Below are 17174 nucleotides of genomic sequence, written 5' to 3' on the forward strand. Positions count from 1 at the left end.
CGGCGCTGGGCATCATGGCGTTGCGGAGGGTTTCTCTGCGCCGGGCAGGGTGTCTTCGCTGGAGATGTTGTCGGTACTGCGCAGTTCTGCGCTGGCGAGCACGGTAGGTTTGGTTGCGGCATCGGTGAGGAATTCCATCACGCGCATGAGGGCTTCCGGTGGTTCCTGGCGGCGCACGGTGGTGTTGAAGGCATAGCGCGCTCGGGTATCGGTCTTGCGGGTTTGTTCCGACTTGTGGCTTACACTGCCTTTCACATTCAGCTTGAAAGGTCCCCAACCGAGCGAGGCCTCCATGCTGCCTTCCATATCCTTGGCGGATCGATCCTCGGCCATCTGGTTGATGGTCATCTCGAACTCGATCTTGCCCTCGTCGATGGCAATGTTCGGGTGGGTGATGGCCGCCAGCAGCGGCACCTTCATGCTCTTGGCAACGACGCCTTTGTACTCGCCATCCTCACCGACGACGGTTTCGTCGTAGTCGAACTGGATGGCGACTGCCTTGCCGTCCTGGATGCAGACATTCATGAGGAAGTCGGCGTATGACTTGCTCGCGGTGACCTGCGCCTGGACCATGGCCTGCAAGGGGCCGGCGATCATTCGGTCCATGGGCAGAGAGTTGATGACGGAGCCGATCAGGCTGCTGTCAATGGACATAGGCATTACTCCTTGGTGGGTGGTGACCGTTCAGGTCTGTTTTCAGTGGGGGTGATTGTCTTGGCGCCGGATGTTGCCAATCTGACGCAGGCTCAGTCCGTACTTGTCTGCGAGCAGGCTGCGCGACAGCCCGCTGGCGCTTTCTTTCTGAATTTGCAGATTGCGCAACTGGCGCTGGAAGTGATCGGCCTTGGGAATCTCCAGTGCGACACCAGCGTAGCGCTTGATCAGTGCGTCCAGTGCTTCTGCCGGCAACAGCTCGGCCAGCCGTGTACGGTCCCGATGTTTGGGGATGTACTTGGGGCGGCCACCGTAGGCGCACGTCAGCCGGTAAGCATTTTCAAGGCCGACGCACTCGATCAGTGATTGCAGCGAATGGGGTAATAGAGTGACATCGATTGCAGTCAGATCTGGCAGTTCCATATGCGATTTCCTTTTGTCTTTGAAGCCTGCACGGTTGGTGTGCAGAGATTCTCAGCCACCCCTCCCAGTCATTCCTAGGCGCCAAGTGGCCCATGCTTTGTAGTTTCAGTAGCGCGTCTCTTGCAGGCAGAGGCGAGCTTTTACGTAGGAAGTTGATCCATGATTTCGCTGTAGGTCTTGATCTATCTCGATCGAGTTTTTGGTTGTGCTCCAAGGGTGTGCCCACCCATTTCATTCACAGGGATAGGCTTTACGCAGGCTTACCACGCCCAGATAGTGCTGAGGGTTGTCTACCGCGCCGGCGGGGAGTGCGCGCCAGTCCACGTCCACGCACAGCGCTTCGAGCGCCTGGCCGCCGCGATAGCCGATGACTTGCGGGCTGAATACCCGGCGGTAGCGCGCATGGGTGCTGGCGAACGCCTCCACCTGCTGCGCCTGTGCCAGGGTCAACCTGGCCAGGACCGGCAGTTCCGAGGGTTGGAGGACGAAGTGCAACTGGCTTGGCTGCGCCTGCAGCAAGCCGCTGCCACGCACTTGCTGCCACAGTTGCTGCCACTGGTTGTTACTGCTGGTGGCTTCGAGGCGTGCGCCGAGTTCGAGCAGCTGTTCGCGGGGCAGGGTGCTGGTGTCAATGGCGTGGGCGAAGGTGAGCGGGACAAATATCAGGGGGCAAAGCAGGAAGGGTCTTGTCATGGGTGCTCCAGGGCATGAGCCGGGCGTCCATGTTTTCAATCTTGAGCGGTGAAGCTCAGCAGGAAATGCATCGCACCTGGATTTGGCCATGTATCATGTGGCCGGCTCGTGACGAGCTTTTTTGTCCCCGATGTTCCAAGGAATTGCCGATGACACACATGCAGCGTTTCAAATATTCGATTCTCATCATCGCGGTGATGATGGGGGTGATGTTCGGCCTCAGCTATCTGCAGAAACAGGGCACGATCAGCGAGCAGACCTTCCAGTATTTGGCCATTGGTATCGCCGTGGTCGTCGTGGTGATCAACGGCATCATGCGGCGCAAGGTCAAGTCCTGAGACAGGCGAGCCGGCCGTCCTGGCCGGCCCGGGATTCAGCGCAAGGCGTTCTGTTCCAGCACGGCGCGGGCTGCGGGCTGGAGGCTGTAGCACTTGTCATCGCCCAGGCTGATGACGCCCTCGGTGCAGAGTCGCTTGAGCACTTCGCGCACACTGAGGAATGACAGCGGGATATCCAGTTGCTCCAACTGCGCATGCACCCCGCGCACGCCGATGCTGCGCCCGCTGCGATCGGCCGAATGCAGCGCATCGATGACCTTCAGGCGGATCAGGCTGGTGCGCAGACCGTAGGCGCGCAGCAGCTCGCGGATCTGTTCGTTGCCGATCCGTTCCTGTGCGCCAGCGCTGTCTTGCGGCGTTGCACGGTCAGCGGTGCGCTGGCGCTGCGGCTGCAGTTGCGGGTTGTACATGTGAATGCTCCTTTTCGTGGACTGTCCCGAAATCATGAGTACCTAACTACTAGGACGAATGAGCGCGGGAAAACTGCAGTTCTTGCTGAAAAAAAACTGCCACGTCCTTTTCAAGACGTTCTCGCGCAGCGCAATACGTAAAATTTTCATCCGGCCGCTCGTCTGATCGGGATGACCTCTCATTCCCCAGGAGTGCCCGTGATCACACTATCGCGTCCCTTGTCCTGCCTTGGCCTGGCCATCGTGCTCGCCACCGCTGCCGCCGGCGTGCAGGCGCGGGAAGTTGCCGGCGATGCTTCGGCGCAGATCCGTCGCACCAGCTTCGGTGTGCCGCACATCCTGGCCAGCGACGAGCGTGGCCTGGGTTATGGCATCGGCTACGCCTACGCCCAGGACAACCTGTGCCTGCTGGCTGGCGAAGTGCTTACGGTCAATGGTGAGCGGTCGAAGTATTTCGGTGTCGAAGGCAAGACGGTCGAGCAGCGCGACAACCTCGACAGTGACCTGTTCTTCACCTGGCTGAACGACAATGTGGCGGTCAACGGATTCCTCCAGGCGCAGTCGGCGTCAATTCGCGATCGTCTGGAGGGCTACGCTGCCGGCTACAACCGAGCGCTTGCCGAGCGCAAGGCCCAGGGGCTGCCGGTGGAATGCGGGGCGGGCGACTGGGTCAGGCCAATCACCAGCCTGGACCTGGTGAAGCTGACCCGCCGACTGCTGGCTGAAGGGGGCATCGGCCAGTTCGCCGAAGCGGTGGTCGCGGCGACGCCGCCGAGCCTTGCCATGCACAGGCCCAAGGCCGACTACAGCGTGGCCCTGGCGCGCCAGCAGGCGTTCGCCAGCGAGCGCGGCAGCAACGCCGTGGCCGTCGGTGCACAGCGTTCGGCCAATGGGCGCGGCTTGTTGCTTGCCAACCCGCACTTCCCTTGGGTGGGAGGCCTGCGGTTCTACCAGATGCAGTTGACCATTCCTGGGCAACTCGATGTCATGGGGGCGGCGCTGCCGGGGTTGCCCGTGATCAATATCGGCTTCAACCGCGACCTGGCCTGGACCCACACGGTCGACACCTCCAAGCACTTCACCCTCTACCGCCTGCAGCTCGATCCGAAGGATCCCACCCGCTACCTGCTTGATGGCCAGTCGCTGCCGCTCGAACAGCAGACCATCACTGTTGCGGTGAGGGGGGTAGATGGAACGCTCAGTCAGGTGCAGCGCCAGGTCCATGTCTCGAAGTTCGGACCTGTGGTGCAGTGGCCGGGGCGCCTGGACTGGGATAGCCACTATGCCTACAGCCTGCGCGATGCCAATCTCGATAACACGCGAGTGCTCGAGCAGTGGTACGGGATCAACCGCGCCAAGGACATCGATGGCCTCAAGGCCTCGGTGGCCAAGCTGCAGGGTATTCCCTGGGTCAATACCCTGGCAGTGGATGCCGGTGGCCGTGCGCTGTACCTGAATCAGTCGGTGGTGCCGTATGTCGACAAGGCCCTGCTTGCCCAGTGCAGCGACCCGTCGCTGGCGGGGCCGTTGGTGGTCCTGGATGGTTCGCGCAGCGCATGCCAGTGGAAGATCGACGCCGACGCCGCACAACCTGGAATCTTTCCGGCGCGCATGCAACCAAGCCTTGAGCGCGGGGACTTCGTGCAGAACTCCAACGACTCGGCCTGGCAGGTCAACCCGGCCCAGCCACTGACCGGCTTCTCGCCGCTGGTCAGCCGTGAAGACCAGCCCTTGGGCATGCGCACCCGCTTTGCCTTGCAGCGCCTGCAAGGCCGCGACAAGCTCGGTGTGCCGGAGCTGCAGCGAATGGTGATGGACGACGAGGTGTATCTGGCCAGTCAGGTGCTGCCAGAGCTGCTGGACTGGTGCAAAGGTGCCGAAAGCGAGCTGCAGACGCTGTGCGCGAGCCTCAAGGCCTGGAACGGCAAGGCCGGCACTGATAGCGGCATGGGGCTTGTGCATTTTGCCAACATCATGGAGACGCTGGGCGGCCAACCACACATCTGGCGTGTGGCGTTCGATCCGGCCGATCCGCAGCACACGCCGCGCGGTCTTGCGGTAGAGCAAGCGGCAGTGCGCAAGCTGCTCCGCGAGGCGGCGCTGGCTTCGTTGGCGCAGGTTCAGGAAGGCGGCATGGTGCAAGAACAGCAGTGGGGGCAGGTCCAGCAGGCGCTGGACGGCACGCCGGTGCCTGGTGGCCCGCAGGAGCTGGGGATCTATAACGCCATGGTCAGTGTGCCTCATGGGGCAGGGAAGCGTCTGGTGGTCAGTGGTACCAGCTACCTGCAACTGGTCAGCTTCACCGAACAGGGGCCTCAGGCTCAGGGGCTGCTGGCGTTTTCACTGTCGAGCGAGTCGGCCTCGGTGCATGCCTTCGACCAGACGCGTGCCTTTGCTGCCGGGCAATTGGCGCCGATTCCGTTTACCGAGGCGCAGATCACGTCCGATCCTCAGTATCGCCAGTATGTCGTGCGCGAACGGGATGAGCAGGCGTTGGTCAGCACGGGAAAATAGGCGGAATCAGTGGCCCTGCGGTGGCGCAAACCACCTCAGGGCCGCTGCACATCAGGAAAATTCGAATGGCGCCAGGTGCATGCCCTGGTCGTCCACCTGCAGCGCCCAGCCTCGGCGATCCCAGTCTCCCAGTACGATGCGTCGCGCCGGCTGGCCTTCGACCACCAGCTTGTGCAGGGCAGGGCGGTGGGTATGGCCGTGGATCAGCGTACGCACATTGTGCTCGCTCATCACCTTGGGCACTTCGTCGGGGGTGACATCGACGATTTCGGTGTTCTTCATCCGCGTCTGCGCCTGGCTTTCACTGCGCAGCTTGCGTGCCAGCTTCTGGCGCGTGGACAGCGGCAAGTGACGCAGGATCCAGAGGCTCAGCGGGTTGCGCAGGTAGCGGCGCAGCTTCATGTAGGCGACGTCGCGGGTGCACAAGGTGTCGCCATGCATCAGCAGTACCGGCTCACCGCCCAGCTCAACCACGCTGGGGTCGGCCAGCAGGGTGCAGCCAGCGGCCTTGCAGAAGTCCTGCCCGATGAGAAAGTCGCGGTTGCCGTGCATCAGGTAGATGGCTGTGCCGCTGTCTGACAGCGTGCGCAGTGCCTGGCAGATCGATTGCTGGAAGGGCGTCATGGCATCGTCGCCGATCCAGGCTTCGAAGAAGTCGCCAAGGATGTACAGCGCCTTGGCGTGCCGCGCCCGCCCATCGAGCAGATCTAGAAACGCCCGGGTAATGTCCGGGCGTTCTTCTTGCAGGTGCAGATCGGAGATCAGCAGGATCACTCAATGATCTCGGCTTTCTCGATGATCACGTCGTCCTTCGGCACGTCCTGGTGGCCAGCCTTGGAACCGGTGGCGACTTTCTCGATGGCATCGACCACTTCACGGCCTTCGGTCACTTCGCCGAATACCGCGTAGCCCCAGCCCTGCACGTTCTTGCCGCTGTGGTTGAGGAAGTCGTTGTCGGAAGCGTTGATGAAGAACTGCGCCGAGGCCGAGTGCGGCTCCATGGTGCGGGCCATGGCGATGCTGTACTTGGTGTTCTTCAGGCCGTTGTCGGCTTCGTTTTCGATGCTGGCGCGGGTTTTCTTCTGGTTCATGCCAGGCTCGAAGCCGCCGCCCTGGATCATGAAACCCTTGATCACACGGTGGAAGACGGTGCCGTCGAAGTGGCCGTCCTTGACGTACTGAACGAAGTTCTCGACGGTTTTCGGGGCTTTTTCGGCGTTCAGTTGCAGAACGATGTCGCCGTGGTTGGTGCTCAGTTTGACTTTGGACATGCTGAAATTCGCTCTTTCAAGGCATTCGAGAATAGGGTGCACAGGTCGCGTACTGTACCTGACGCAGGATCTGGCGGCGGCGACACAAGGCGCGCGGCGGCCATTTTGCCAGCTGGCGACAAAACGCTGCGAGAAATCGCGCCAGTTTGTCGGTGCCCGGCTGTCAGCAGCTTGACTGCTTCGGCTATGATAGGCCCTTTGATTCAATCGGCCTACCCGGACCGGACATCTGCATTCAAGGATCCTATGAGCAAGCCCACCGACAACGCGACCAACGCCGCTGCCAAAGGCGCCCCCGCCGTCCCTGCGAACTTCCTGCGACCGATCGTCCAGGCTGACCTGGACTCGGGCAAGCACAGCAGTATCGTCACCCGCTTCCCGCCGGAACCGAACGGTTATCTGCACATCGGCCACGCCAAGTCGATCTGCGTCAACTTCGGTCTGGCCCAGGAGTTCGGTGGCGCCTGCCACTTGCGTTTCGACGACACCAACCCGGCCAAGGAGGACCAGGAGTACATCGACGCCATCCAGCGTGATGTCAAGTGGCTGGGCTTCGAGTGGACAGGTCCGGTGCGCTTCGCTTCCGACTATTTCGACCAGTTGCACGACTGGGCGGTCGAGCTGATCAAGCGCGGCAAGGCCTACGTGTGCGACCTCACCCCCGAGCAGGCCAAGGAGTATCGCGGCACCCTGACCCAGCCCGGGAAGAACAGCCCGTTCCGCGAGCGCAGCGTCGAGGAGAACCTCGACCTGTTCGCACGCATGAAGGCCGGCGAGTTCAAGGACGGCGAGCGTGTGCTGCGTGCCAAAATCGACATGGCCTCGCCGAACATGAACCTGCGCGACCCGATTCTTTACCGCATCCGCCATGCCCACCACCACCAGACCGGTGACAAGTGGTGCATCTACCCCAACTACGACTTCACCCACGGCCAGTCGGACGCCATCGAGGGCATCACCCACTCGATCTGCACCCTGGAGTTCGAAGGCCATCGTCCGCTGTACGACTGGTTCCTCGACAACCTGCCGGTACCGGCGCATCCACGCCAGTACGAGTTCAGCCGCCTGAACCTGAACTACACCATCACCTCCAAGCGCAAGCTCAAGCAACTGGTGGACGAGCAGCACGTCGAGGGCTGGGACGATCCGCGCATGTCCACGCTCTCGGGCTACCGCCGTCGTGGCTACACCCCGGCCTCGATCCGCAACTTCTGCGACATGGTCGGCACCAACCGCTCCGATGGCGTGGTCGACATGTCGATGCTCGAGTTCAGCATCCGTGACGACCTCGACCGCACCGCGCCGCGCGCCATGTGCGTACTGCGTCCGCTGAAGGTGGTGATCACCAACTATCCAGAAGGCCAGGTCGAGCAACTCGAATTGCCGCGCCACCCGAAGGAAGACATGGGCGTGCGCGTCCTGCCGTTCGCCCGTGAGCTGTACATCGACCGTGATGACTTCATGGAAGAGCCGCCCAAGGGGTACAAGCGCCTGGAGCCAGCCGGCGAGGTGCGCCTGCGCGGCAGCTACGTGATTCGTGCCGACGAGGCGATCAAGGATGCCGAGGGCAATATCGTCGAGTTGCGCTGCTCGTACGATCCGGACACCCTGGGCAAGAACCCCGAGGGCCGCAAGGTCAAGGGCGTGATCCACTGGGTGCCGGCCGCCGCCAGCGTCGAATGCGAGGTGCGCCTGTACGACCGCCTGTTCCGCTCGCCCAACCCGGAGAAAACCGATGAGGGCGGCAGCTTCCTTGAAAACATCAATCCGCAATCGCTGCAGGTGCTGACGGGGTGTCGTGCCGAGCCTTCGCTGGGCCAGGCCCAGCCAGAAGATCGCTTCCAGTTCGAGCGCGAAGGCTACTTCTGCGCCGACCTGAAAGACAGCCAGCCGGGTCGCCCGGTGTTCAACCGCACCGTGACCCTGCGCGATTCGTGGGGCAGCTAAGGAATCCTCGTGCTTAACATCTACAACACCCTGAGCAAGACCAAGGAAGTTTTCAAACCCCTGGATGGCAACAAGGTGCGCATGTACGTCTGCGGCATGACCGTGTACGACTACTGCCACCTGGGCCATGGTCGCAGCATGGTGGCGTTCGACCTGATTACCCGTTGGCTGCGCAAGAGCGGCTATGAGCTCACGTACGTACGCAACATCACCGACATCGACGACAAGATCATCAACCGCGCCAACGAAAACGGCGAGCGCTTCGATGAGCTGACTGCGCGCATGATCGATGCCATGCACGAGGATGAGCGGCGCCTGAACATCCTCAAGCCGGACCTGGAGCCGCGTGCCACCGATCACATTCCTGGCATGCACGCGATGATCCAGACCCTGATCGACAAGGGCTATGCCTACGCACCGGGCAATGGCGACGTGTACTACCGCGTCGGCAAGTTCGTCGGCTACGGCAAGCTGTCGCGACGCAAGATCGAAGACCTGCGCATCGGCGCTCGCATCGAGGTCGACGAGGCCAAGCAGGATCCGCTGGACTTCGTCCTGTGGAAGGGCGCCAAGCCGGGCGAGCCGAGCTGGGATTCGCCCTGGGGCCCGGGCCGTCCGGGCTGGCACATCGAGTGCTCGGTGATGTCCACCTGCTGCCTGGGCGAGAGCTTCGACATCCACGGTGGTGGCAGCGATCTCGAGTTCCCGCACCACGAGAACGAGATCGCCCAGAGCGAGGCGGCCACCGGCAAGCCTTATGCGGCGGCCTGGATGCACTGCGGCATGATTCGCATCAATGGCGAGAAGATGTCGAAGTCGCTGAACAACTTCTTCACCATTCGCGACGTGCTCGAGAAGTACCACCCGGAGGTGGTGCGTTATCTGCTGGTGGCGAGCCACTACCGCAGCGCCATCAATTACTCCGAAGACAGCTTGCGCGATGCCAAGGGCGCCCTGGAGCGTTTCTATCACGCACTGCGTGGCCTGCCGCGCGTAGCTGCCAAGGGTGGCGAGGCGTTCGTCGAGCGGTTCAGTGTGGCGATGAACGATGACTTCGGCACCCCCGAAGCCTGTGCCGTGCTGTTCGACCTGGTGCGAGAGATCAACCGCCTGCGCGACAGCGACGCTGATGCAGCGGCAGGTCTTGCCGGTCGCCTGCGTGAGCTGGGTGATGTGCTGGGTGTGCTGCAACTGGATGCCGACGACTTTTTGCGTGCCGGTGCCGAAGGCCGTGTCGATGCTGCCGAGGTCGAAGCCTTGATCCAGGCGCGTCTGCAGGCGCGTACGGACAAAAACTGGGCGGAGTCCGATCGCATTCGCGATCAACTGACTGCCATGGGTGTGGTGCTGGAAGACAGCAAAGGCACCACCACCTGGCGTCTGGCTGACTGATACAGCTCGAGGGCTGCCCTGCAGCCCTCGAGCGGGACATGTCGGGGCGCCGAACCGCCGCTCCGACTTGTCCCGCGATGCTTTTCAGGCAGTCGAGCAGTGCAGTACCAACTTCGCCCCGCCTAGCTCGCTACTGCCCACTTCCAGTCTGAACCCGTGCAGGTCGACGATCGCTGCGACGATCGACAACCCCAGCCCGAACCCTGGGTGACGATGGCCTTCCTCGCTGCGATAGAAGCGCTTGAGCACCGCCGCCCGCTCCTGTTCCGGAATCCCTGGCCCGCTGTCCTCGATGGCGATATGCACGCCATCGTCGTCCCGCCGTGCCTGGATCCGTACCTGCCCCCCCTCTGGGGTGAACTTGATGGCATTGCCGACCAGGTTGGCCAAGGCCTCGAACAGCAGCTCCCGGTCGCCGTGCAGCGCGGGCAGTTGCGCAGGCTGCTCCAATTGCAGTCGAATGCTGCCATCCTCTGCAAGCGGCAGGTAGAAGTCGTGCAGCTCCACCAGCAAATTGTGCGGATCAAGCTCGACGAACCCTGCGCGGCGCTGGCGGTCTTCCAGCTCGCTGATGCGCAGCAGGCCGCGGAAGCGTGCCATCAGGGTGTCGGTCTCGCTGATGGCCTGATCCAGCGCTTCGGCTTGCGGCGAGTTCGCTCCACTCTGCTGGCGAATGCGGTAGAGCTGGGCCCGCAGGCGGGTCAGCGGCGTGCGCAGGTCGTGGGCAATGTTGTCGCAGACACCCTTGACCTCGTGCATCAGCCGTTCGATGCGGTCGAGCATGGCGTTGACGATCGCGGCCAGCATGTCCAGCTCGTCTCGTCGTGCCGACAGCGGCAAACGGTGGGTGAGATCGCCGGCGACGATCAGCTCGGCGCTGGCCTGTACCGCGCGGATACGCTTGAGCGGGCGCCTGCGTAGCAGGTACCAGCCGGCGAAACCGGGAATCAGCGTCAGTGAAATCCCCCAGAGCAGTGCGTGCAGAATGATCCGAGTCACCACGAACAACGAGCCGTTGTCGCGCACCAGCACCAGCCAGCGGCCATCGGGGATATGGATCGCCACGGCATCGCAGCTGTCGCGCGGCAAGTGCGGATCGTCGGCATCCAGGCAACGCTTGAGTTCGTGAACCTTGCCATCCAGGCCCAACTCCGCCGGGATCGAGCGGATACGACCGCCGATGGGGTTGAGTTGCGGGTCGAACAGGCCGTAGGCGTCGAAGCTGCGTTCTTCGAAGGCCTGGCTGGCGATCAGTGCATCGTCCAGCTGCTTGCCGGTCATGTGCGCGAAGAGGTGCTGGCGTTGCAGCATGGAGTGGCGGGTCAGCTTGTTCAGATAGCTGGTGACCTCGAAGTACAGCACCCCCATGAGGATGCTGCTCCAGGCCACGAACAGGAAGCTGTACAGCGCCAGCAGGCGGCTGGTCGAGGAGCTCCAGCCTTTAGACGGGTTCAGCAATGGCATAACCGGAGCCCCGTACGGTTCGGATCAGCGGTGTCTGGCCGGGTGGATCGATCTTCTTGCGCAGACGACCGATGTGGACGTCGATCAGGTTGGTGCCTGGATCGAAGTGATAGCCCCAGACTTCCTCGAAGATCATCATGCGAGTGATGACCTGCCCGGAGTGGCGCATCAGGAATTCGAGCAGTTTGTATTCGGTTGGCAGCAGGTTCAGGCTGCTCTCGCCGCGTCGGGCTTCATGGCTGATCAGGTCCAGCTCCAGGTCGGCGACCTGCAGGCGGGTCTGGGTCATGGGCACGCTGTTGCGCCGCAGCAGCACTTCGACACGGGCCGCCATTTCGTCAGAGGCGAAAGGTTTGGTCAGGTAGTCGTCGCCGCCGGCACGCAGGCCGCGCACGCGTTCGTCGACATCGGACAGGGCGCTGATCATCAGGATTGGCGTGGCGATCTTCAGGCTGCGCAGGGTGGTGACGATGGTCAGGCCGTCGACTTCCGGGAGCATCCGGTCCACGGTGATCAGGTCATAGCCGCCGGCAATAGCCTTGGCCAGGCCTTCGCGGCCATTGTCTGCCCAGTCGACTTCCAGCCCGTGGCTGGAAAGTTCGGCGACGATTTCCTGGGCGGTGACGGCGTCGTCTTCGATGGTCAGTACGCGGGGCATGCTAGTACCTGGGCGGCGATTGGATGACTGATTGTGCCAAAGAATAGACAAACGGCGATTTAAGAAAAATTCATCTATCGGGGGCATGGTGCCAGTATCGGCTTTTCCCGCACAGAGACTGGCCCTGACAGCAATGAAAACGGGGCGTGCCATCGCTGACACGCCCCGTTTTCATTGCAAGGCGACGCCTCAGGCGACCTTGATGATCCAGCCCGCCGGCGCTTCGACGTCACCGCTCTGGATGCCGGTCAGCTCGTTGTAGAGCTTCTGGGTGACCGGGCCGACCTTTTCCAGGTCGTGGAACACGTGCAGTTTGCCGTTGTACTCGATACCACCGATCGGGGTGATCACTGCGGCCGTACCGCAAGCGCCCGCTTCGATGAAGCGATCGAGCTTGCTGATTTCGACATCGCCTTCGATCACGGTCAGGCCCAGGCGCGATTGCGCCAGTTCCATCAGCGACAGGCGAGTGATACCTGGCAGTACCGAGGCCGATTTTGGCGTGACGAACTCGTTGTTGGCGGTAATGCCGAAGAAGTTGGCCGAACCGACCTCCTCGATCTTGGTGTGGGTCAGCGGATCCAGGTAGATGGCGTCGGCGAAGTTGGCTTTCTTCGCTTCGGAACCCGGTTGCAGGCTGGCGGCGTAGTTGCCCCCGACCTTGGCTGCACCGGTGCCCTGAGGGGCGGCACGGTCGAAGCTGGAGATCTGGAAGTTGTGCGGCTTCATGCCGCCTTTGAAGTACGAGCCTACCGGGATGGCGAACACCGAGAAGATGAACTCCGGCGCGGTACGCACGCCGATGTTGTCACCGGTGCCGATCACGAACGGGCGCAGGTACAAGGCACCCTTGCCGTGCGGCGGGACGAACTTCTCGTTGGCCTTGACCACCTGCTTGCACGCCTCGATGAACACATCGGTCGGCACGTGCGGCATGAGCAGGCGGGCGCAGCTGCGCTGCATGCGGGCGGCGTTCTGGTCCGGGCGGAACAGGTTGATCGAGCCATCCTTGCAGCGGTAGGCCTTCAGGCCCTCGAAGCATTGCTGGCCGTAGTGCAGGGCAGTCGAGCCTTCGCTGATGTGCAGCACGTTGTCGTCGGTCAGGGTGCCTTTGTCCCACTCGCCGTTGCGCCACACGGACAGGTAGCGCTTGTCGGTCTTGATGTAGTCGAAGCCCAGCTTGTCCCAGTTGATCTCGTTGCTCATGACACCCTCTATTGTCTTGCAGAGGCCCGATCGCTCGGGCTGCTTTTAAATGCGCACCTCGCCACGATAATACATCCGCAGAGGATGGGGAACGGCCAGTCATGAATTGCCCTGGATGCTTCGTCGTTCAGCCCAGGTCGAGGCATCCATCAAGGTGCAGGCATTCAAGGAATACGCTGTCGTGGGAGGCGACCAGCAGGGCGCCAGAGAACTGCTCCAGCATGGTTTCCAGTGCCTGCAGCGAAGGCAGGTCCAGGTGGTTGTTGGGTTCGTCGAGCAGCAACAGGTCCACCGGTTGTTCGCGGTACAGCACTGCAGCCATCGCACCCTTGATGCGCTCCCCGCCACTGAGCAGTGTGCTGGGCAGCTCTATTCGGGCGGCGTCCAGGCCCAGTTGGGCAAGACGGGTTCGCATCTGTGACTGTGAAAGGGCGGCGTTGCCCTGGCGCAGGTGCTCGAGCAGCGACAGCCCAGGCTTCAACTGACTGCAATGCTGGTCGAGCAGGACAACGTCGCCGCTGATTTGCAGGGTGCCTGCTGTGGCCTGTAGCTCTCCGGCCAGCAGCCTCAATAACGTGGACTTTCCGCTGCCATTGGCCCCAAGCAGCCCCAGGCGCTCACCAAGTGACAGGCTCAGGCTCAGCGGGGTAGCTGTGCCCCGTGGCAGGCACAGCGCGTCTAGTCGCAGTACTCCGCGCCCGCGATGACGTGCGGGTGTCGGCGCGTGCAGGGTGATCGCCGTGTGTCGCTCGACCTGTCGCGCAGCCTCCCGGACCTGTTCGTGCAGCGCTTGATGTGTAGCCTGCTGGTCGCGTCGTTGCTTGCCGGCGCTCACCTGGCTACGTTGCTGCTGGCGATCAATGAGGATCTTCGCCTGGTTGGCATGCTTGGCTTGATGCCCCACTTGCGCCTGATGCCGCACGAGATTTTCGTGCTGGCGTTGCAGTTCGCGGGCCTGGCGTTGCTGTTGCTGCTTGGCACGCGCAAGCGCCTGCTCGGCCCGGGCTTGGGCGTGCATTTTCTGCTCGGCGTAGAACGCGTAGTTGCCGCCGAATGCCTGCAGCCCGAGCGATGAAAGCTCCACGATACGTTCCATGGAGGCCAGTAGTGTGCGGTCATGGCTGATCACCAGCAGGCCTTTGTCCCAAGCTTGGATCATTTCCAGGAGATTGGCGCGAGCGCAGCGGTCCAGGTGGTTGCTGGGCTCGTCAAGGATCAGGAAGTCGGCATCACTGGCCCACGCACCGAGCAGGGCGATGCCCATCGCCTGGCCGCCGCTGAGCGTGGCTGGGGCTTGCTGCAGGTCGACGCTGGCAAAGCCTTGTCGGTCGAGCAATGCCCGAAAGCGCTCGCGAACATCCCAGCGATCCGCGACCAGGTCGAAGTCGTTGGGGGCGGTGCTGCCTGCCTCGATGCGCTCGAGGGCCTGGACTACCGGGGCGACCTGGGCCAACTCGGCAACCGTCGCGCTGCGGTGGATGCTCTGCTGGTCCAGATGGTGGACGCGGCCGATGCGTCGACAGCGCCCTGAAGTGGGCGCGCGCAGGCCGGCAAGGATATGCCCCAGCAGGCTCTTGCCCACGCCATTGCGTCCGACCAACCCGGTACGCCGCTGGTCGAAGGATTCATTGAGTTCGGAAAACAGCAACCTGCCATCGGGCAAGGCCAGGGAGACGCTCTCGAGCGTCAGGATCGACGTATTCGTCATGGGTAACTCCACGCATGCCACAACATCCCCACCTGTAAGCAGGGGCTGAAGATTGGCCGTCGAAGGGGACGGCGGCATTAGTGGCGCATTGGACGAACACCTCGTGAATGAGTAGCGGTGCCAAGGGTAATGGTCAGGAGAGCCCAGGTAAAGGGCTCAACCCGGATCGCTGCTCTGCGTGCTGTTCAGTGGTCCCCAATCTGCTGACAAAACCGCAGTAAATTGCCGAACGGATCACGGATCTACATCGGAACAATATTTCGTCTGATTGGTAAGCAAGTGGATTCCTGTGGCGGCCAGAAATATAGGCCATAGAAATCCTGGGATGCCCAGCAATGTCACATGTCCGAGAAAGAAAAGGCTTGCAATGGAGCATGACATTAGAACGATGCCCGTCCACTTGCGCCTGTTTGGACGACGAAGGGTTCTGTCTGTGAGGAACGCAATCAGTGACAAGAAGGCGATGCTGATCAGATCGTTCATCATGCTGCTCGGCTGTTGATGATCAGGCTCTTGATGGTGCGCTGGGGTCCTATGCCGCCTTGGACTTGGGCTTGAATACTGACGATTCTGTCGCCGGAATGGAATGTAGGGATGCGGCTGGTGACATAGGAGCCGACCAGGCCCCCTACTACAAAGCCGCCTATTGGCGTAATGGTTCCGATGGGGGTGCTGACCGCGCTTCCGAACAAAGCGCCGGCGCTGTTGCGCTGCTCGTTCAGCAGGTCAGCCTGGCTTCGAGAAATGGGGGAGGAGATAGCTACGCGCAGCCAGCATGGTCTGTCATTTGCCTGCATGCGATCGTAGACCTCGAGGATGAGGTCGATAACCCGATAGTTGTCTTGACGGGCTGCAGTTAAGCAAAGCTGGTTCAAGCGACTTCGATCTGAGGGTTGGACGGTCACTTCATTGATTTGGAACGTGATCCCGTGATGATCGACGACGTGATATGTACTTGTAGCCTGCAAGCGAAGTCCCTTACTGGTGCCGAATCTGTTTCAGATGCGCGCACAATGCAGAACTTTCGCTGCTGAGCCTATTCAGGGGTGTCTAAACAGTGTGTGGGAGATTTCAGCAATGTTATTCATCCCCAATCTGCTGACAAAACCGCAGCAAATTGCCGAACGGATCACGGATCTGCATTTGCAGCCCCCAGTCCACCCGCTCGGCTTCGGGGCGTGAATAACCGTACCGCTTGGCCTGCAGTTCGCTTTCGAGCGCCTTTAGATCTTCGACCCGGGCAAACACGGTAGAGCCCGGCGTGGCGTCGCCATAGTGCTCGGACAGGTGCAGGATCAGCCCGTCGCGGTGTATTTGCGCGTACAGCGGCAGGTCGGGGGCGAAGCGGTGTTCCCAGTCGAGGCTGAAGGCCAGGAAGTCGAGGTAGAACTCCTTGGCCTTGTCGACCGAGAAGATGCGCAGCACGGGAATGGCGGGGGCGAATTGCATGGGGGCATCCTTACCGGGTGAGAGGTCGCCACTCTAGCGCATCGCGGTCGGCCGTGGCGATTGGCTCACAGCCCCACGCTGGCGCGTACCATGGCATAGGCCTGGCGTACCAGGGGGTTGACCGTGTTGGCCCGCACCCACAGGTGATAGGTGACGTCAGGCAACGGCGGCAGGCCATCACTCTGGCCGAGCACACGCATGTCCGGGCCGACCATTTCCTGGCTGCGCGCGGTGATGCCCAAGCCTGCGCGCACCGCAGCCTTGATGCCGATCAGGTTGGACGCCAGGTAGGCCTGGCGCCACGGGATGCCGGCCTGTTCCAGGGCGTCCAGGGCCAGTCGGCGATACAGGCTCGGTTCGTCCACCAGCACTAGCGGCAGCGGTTCGCCGGGGATGTGCTGGTACTGCGCTGCACAGATCCACCACACCGGCGAGGTACGCAAGGCGAAACCCTCGACGCCGGGGGCGTTGACGGTGGAAATGACCATGTCGACCTTGCCACGCTGCAGGTCGTCCATCAGGAACGGGCTACGGCCGACGTCTATCTCCAGGCGCAGGTTCGGCGCCGAACGGGCGATATGGCCGAGCAGCGGTGGCAGGATGGTGTCGGCGATGTCGTGCGGCGAACCGATCCGCAGCACGCCGCTCAGGCCGTCCTGGCGCAGGCCGGCGAGGGCTTCGTCGTTGAGTGCGAGCATCTGCCGGGCATGGCGCAGCAGCTGCCGGCCGGCGTCGGTGAGGGCTTTGTGCCGGCCCTGCTTGCGCAGCAGCGCCACGCCCACCTGCTGTTCCAGGCGTTGCATGTGTTGAGTGACCGAGGCCTGGGTGCGGGCCAGGTGACGACCCGCTTCGGCGAAGCTTGTGTGATCGACGATGGCGACGAAGGTGCGCAGCAAATCGAGGTCCAGGGCGGGTGTGGTCATGGGCGGGCCTGCGGTTGGAATGGGGGCGGATCGCCTGTTTTTACATTACTGTCGATCAATAAACGATAAAGAAACATTATGTTTTGTTGGCCTGGATTTGCAATGTCTGGGTGAAATCCCCTTT

General features: G+C 62.1%; 17 protein-coding genes. 4 read left to right on the plus strand and 13 right to left on the minus strand.

Annotation, left to right across the window (positions count from 1 at the left end; all coding sequences use genetic code 11):
- Window positions 1–12: 12 nt before the first annotated feature.
- The 3 genes from AC2CGW_RS05985 to AC2CGW_RS05995 form a co-directional block, all read right to left on the minus strand.
- Entirely contained in the window at window positions 13–654 is a 642-nt protein-coding gene (locus AC2CGW_RS05985; RefSeq protein ID WP_186663997.1) for a DUF2589 domain-containing protein, read from the minus strand.
- A gap of 42 nt (window positions 655–696) precedes the next feature.
- On the minus strand, window positions 697–1077 hold the full coding sequence (locus AC2CGW_RS05990) for a Mor transcription activator family protein (RefSeq protein ID WP_186663999.1): 381 nt from the start codon (window positions 1075–1077) through the stop codon (window positions 697–699).
- 231 nt (window positions 1078–1308) lie between these two features.
- Window positions 1309–1770 (minus strand): hypothetical protein, encoded by a 462-nt coding sequence (locus tag AC2CGW_RS05995; RefSeq protein WP_288375051.1) that lies wholly within the window; start codon window positions 1768–1770, stop codon window positions 1309–1311.
- A gap of 149 nt (window positions 1771–1919) precedes the next feature.
- Between AC2CGW_RS05995 and AC2CGW_RS06000 the strand changes: the two genes are divergently transcribed.
- The gene (locus AC2CGW_RS06000) at window positions 1920–2108 is read left to right on the plus strand and encodes a hypothetical protein (RefSeq protein WP_186665399.1); all 189 of its coding nucleotides are present in this window, start codon (window positions 1920–1922) and stop codon (window positions 2106–2108) included.
- A gap of 35 nt (window positions 2109–2143) precedes the next feature.
- Here AC2CGW_RS06000 and AC2CGW_RS06005 read toward each other — a convergent pair whose 3' ends face one another.
- A complete protein-coding gene (locus tag AC2CGW_RS06005) occupies window positions 2144–2518 on the minus strand; it encodes a fe2+ zn2+ uptake regulation protein (RefSeq protein ID WP_186720588.1) in 375 nt (124 codons plus the stop codon).
- A gap of 171 nt (window positions 2519–2689) precedes the next feature.
- Between AC2CGW_RS06005 and pvdQ the strand changes: the two genes are divergently transcribed.
- Window positions 2690–5032 carry a bifunctional acylase PvdQ gene (gene pvdQ / locus AC2CGW_RS06010; RefSeq protein WP_484573695.1) on the plus strand — a complete coding sequence of 781 codons (2343 nt, stop codon included), beginning with the start codon at window positions 2690–2692 and terminating at the stop codon, window positions 5030–5032.
- A gap of 51 nt (window positions 5033–5083) precedes the next feature.
- Here the strand turns inward: pvdQ and AC2CGW_RS06015 are convergent, their stop codons facing one another.
- Together AC2CGW_RS06015 and AC2CGW_RS06020 are read right to left on the minus strand one after the other, a co-directional pair.
- Window positions 5084–5806 (minus strand): UDP-2,3-diacylglucosamine diphosphatase, encoded by a 723-nt coding sequence (locus AC2CGW_RS06015; protein WP_186664007.1) that lies wholly within the window; start codon window positions 5804–5806, stop codon window positions 5084–5086.
- Entirely contained in the window at window positions 5803–6303 is a 501-nt protein-coding gene (locus AC2CGW_RS06020; RefSeq protein WP_186664009.1) for a peptidylprolyl isomerase, read from the minus strand. The genes AC2CGW_RS06015 and AC2CGW_RS06020 overlap by 4 nt, the downstream gene beginning before the upstream one ends.
- Window positions 6304–6549: 246 nt before the next feature.
- On the opposite strand from AC2CGW_RS06020, the gene AC2CGW_RS06025 reads away from it, so the two are divergent.
- On the plus strand, window positions 6550–8250 hold the full coding sequence (locus tag AC2CGW_RS06025; RefSeq protein WP_186664010.1) for a glutamine--tRNA ligase/YqeY domain fusion protein: 1701 nt from the start codon (window positions 6550–6552) through the stop codon (window positions 8248–8250).
- A gap of 9 nt (window positions 8251–8259) precedes the next feature.
- Window positions 8260–9642 carry a cysteine--tRNA ligase gene (gene cysS / locus AC2CGW_RS06030; protein WP_186664012.1) on the plus strand — a complete coding sequence of 461 codons (1383 nt, stop codon included), beginning with the start codon at window positions 8260–8262 and terminating at the stop codon, window positions 9640–9642.
- An 84-nt stretch (window positions 9643–9726) separates the two neighbouring features.
- Here the strand turns inward: cysS and AC2CGW_RS06035 are convergent, their stop codons facing one another.
- From AC2CGW_RS06035 to AC2CGW_RS06065, 7 genes are all read right to left on the minus strand, one after another.
- Window positions 9727–11106, minus strand: a complete 1380-nt coding sequence (locus AC2CGW_RS06035) for a sensor histidine kinase (RefSeq protein ID WP_288375042.1) — start codon at window positions 11104–11106, stop codon at window positions 9727–9729.
- Window positions 11084–11764: a response regulator transcription factor gene (locus tag AC2CGW_RS06040; protein WP_186664016.1), complete on the minus strand. Its 681-nt coding sequence runs from the start codon at window positions 11762–11764 to the stop codon at window positions 11084–11086. Before AC2CGW_RS06040 ends, AC2CGW_RS06035 begins: the two co-directional genes overlap by 23 nt.
- A gap of 189 nt (window positions 11765–11953) precedes the next feature.
- Window positions 11954–12970, minus strand: coding sequence for a branched-chain amino acid aminotransferase (locus AC2CGW_RS06045; protein WP_054891515.1), 1017 nt, complete (start codon window positions 12968–12970; stop codon window positions 11954–11956).
- Window positions 12971–13097: 127 nt separating this feature from the next.
- The gene (locus AC2CGW_RS06050) at window positions 13098–14678 is read right to left on the minus strand and encodes an ATP-binding cassette domain-containing protein (RefSeq protein ID WP_288375040.1); all 1581 of its coding nucleotides are present in this window, start codon (window positions 14676–14678) and stop codon (window positions 13098–13100) included.
- A gap of 482 nt (window positions 14679–15160) precedes the next feature.
- Window positions 15161–15553 (minus strand): hypothetical protein, encoded by a 393-nt coding sequence (locus AC2CGW_RS06055; RefSeq protein WP_288375038.1) that lies wholly within the window; start codon window positions 15551–15553, stop codon window positions 15161–15163.
- Window positions 15554–15758: 205 nt separating this feature from the next.
- Window positions 15759–16127: a glyoxalase superfamily protein gene (locus AC2CGW_RS06060; RefSeq protein ID WP_288375036.1), complete on the minus strand. Its 369-nt coding sequence runs from the start codon at window positions 16125–16127 to the stop codon at window positions 15759–15761.
- Window positions 16128–16192: 65 nt separating this feature from the next.
- Window positions 16193–17050, minus strand: coding sequence for a LysR substrate-binding domain-containing protein (locus AC2CGW_RS06065; protein ID WP_186664022.1), 858 nt, complete (start codon window positions 17048–17050; stop codon window positions 16193–16195).
- Window positions 17051–17174 lie beyond the last annotated feature (124 nt).

The sequence above is a fragment of the Pseudomonas sp. SYWMCR5 genome (assembly GCF_057197165.1).

What these genes read in the sequence shown, in the direction of transcription:
- AC2CGW_RS05985 (WP_186663997.1), bottom strand. Translation starts at nt 654, where the DNA reads ATGTCCATTGACAGCAGCCTGATCGGCTCCGTCATCAACTCTCTGCCC.
- AC2CGW_RS05990 (WP_186663999.1), bottom strand. Translation starts at nt 1,077, where the DNA reads ATGGAACTGCCAGATCTGACTGCAATCGATGTCACTCTATTACCCCAT.
- AC2CGW_RS05995 (WP_288375051.1), bottom strand. Translation starts at nt 1,770, where the DNA reads ATGACAAGACCCTTCCTGCTTTGCCCCCTGATATTTGTCCCGCTCACC.
- AC2CGW_RS06000 (WP_186665399.1), top strand. Translation starts at nt 1,920, where the DNA reads ATGACACACATGCAGCGTTTCAAATATTCGATTCTCATCATCGCGGTG.
- AC2CGW_RS06005 (WP_186720588.1), bottom strand. Translation starts at nt 2,518, where the DNA reads ATGTACAACCCGCAACTGCAGCCGCAGCGCCAGCGCACCGCTGACCGT.
- pvdQ (WP_484573695.1), top strand. Translation starts at nt 2,690, where the DNA reads ATGACCTCTCATTCCCCAGGAGTGCCCGTGATCACACTATCGCGTCCC.
- AC2CGW_RS06020 (WP_186664009.1), bottom strand. Translation starts at nt 6,303, where the DNA reads ATGTCCAAAGTCAAACTGAGCACCAACCACGGCGACATCGTTCTGCAA.
- AC2CGW_RS06025 (WP_186664010.1), top strand. Translation starts at nt 6,550, where the DNA reads ATGAGCAAGCCCACCGACAACGCGACCAACGCCGCTGCCAAAGGCGCC.
- AC2CGW_RS06035 (WP_288375042.1), bottom strand. Translation starts at nt 11,106, where the DNA reads ATGCCATTGCTGAACCCGTCTAAAGGCTGGAGCTCCTCGACCAGCCGC.
- AC2CGW_RS06040 (WP_186664016.1), bottom strand. Translation starts at nt 11,764, where the DNA reads ATGCCCCGCGTACTGACCATCGAAGACGACGCCGTCACCGCCCAGGAA.
- AC2CGW_RS06045 (WP_054891515.1), bottom strand. Translation starts at nt 12,970, where the DNA reads ATGAGCAACGAGATCAACTGGGACAAGCTGGGCTTCGACTACATCAAG.
- AC2CGW_RS06050 (WP_288375040.1), bottom strand. Translation starts at nt 14,678, where the DNA reads ATGACGAATACGTCGATCCTGACGCTCGAGAGCGTCTCCCTGGCCTTG.
- AC2CGW_RS06060 (WP_288375036.1), bottom strand. Translation starts at nt 16,127, where the DNA reads ATGCAATTCGCCCCCGCCATTCCCGTGCTGCGCATCTTCTCGGTCGAC.
- AC2CGW_RS06065 (WP_186664022.1), bottom strand. Translation starts at nt 17,050, where the DNA reads ATGACCACACCCGCCCTGGACCTCGATTTGCTGCGCACCTTCGTCGCC.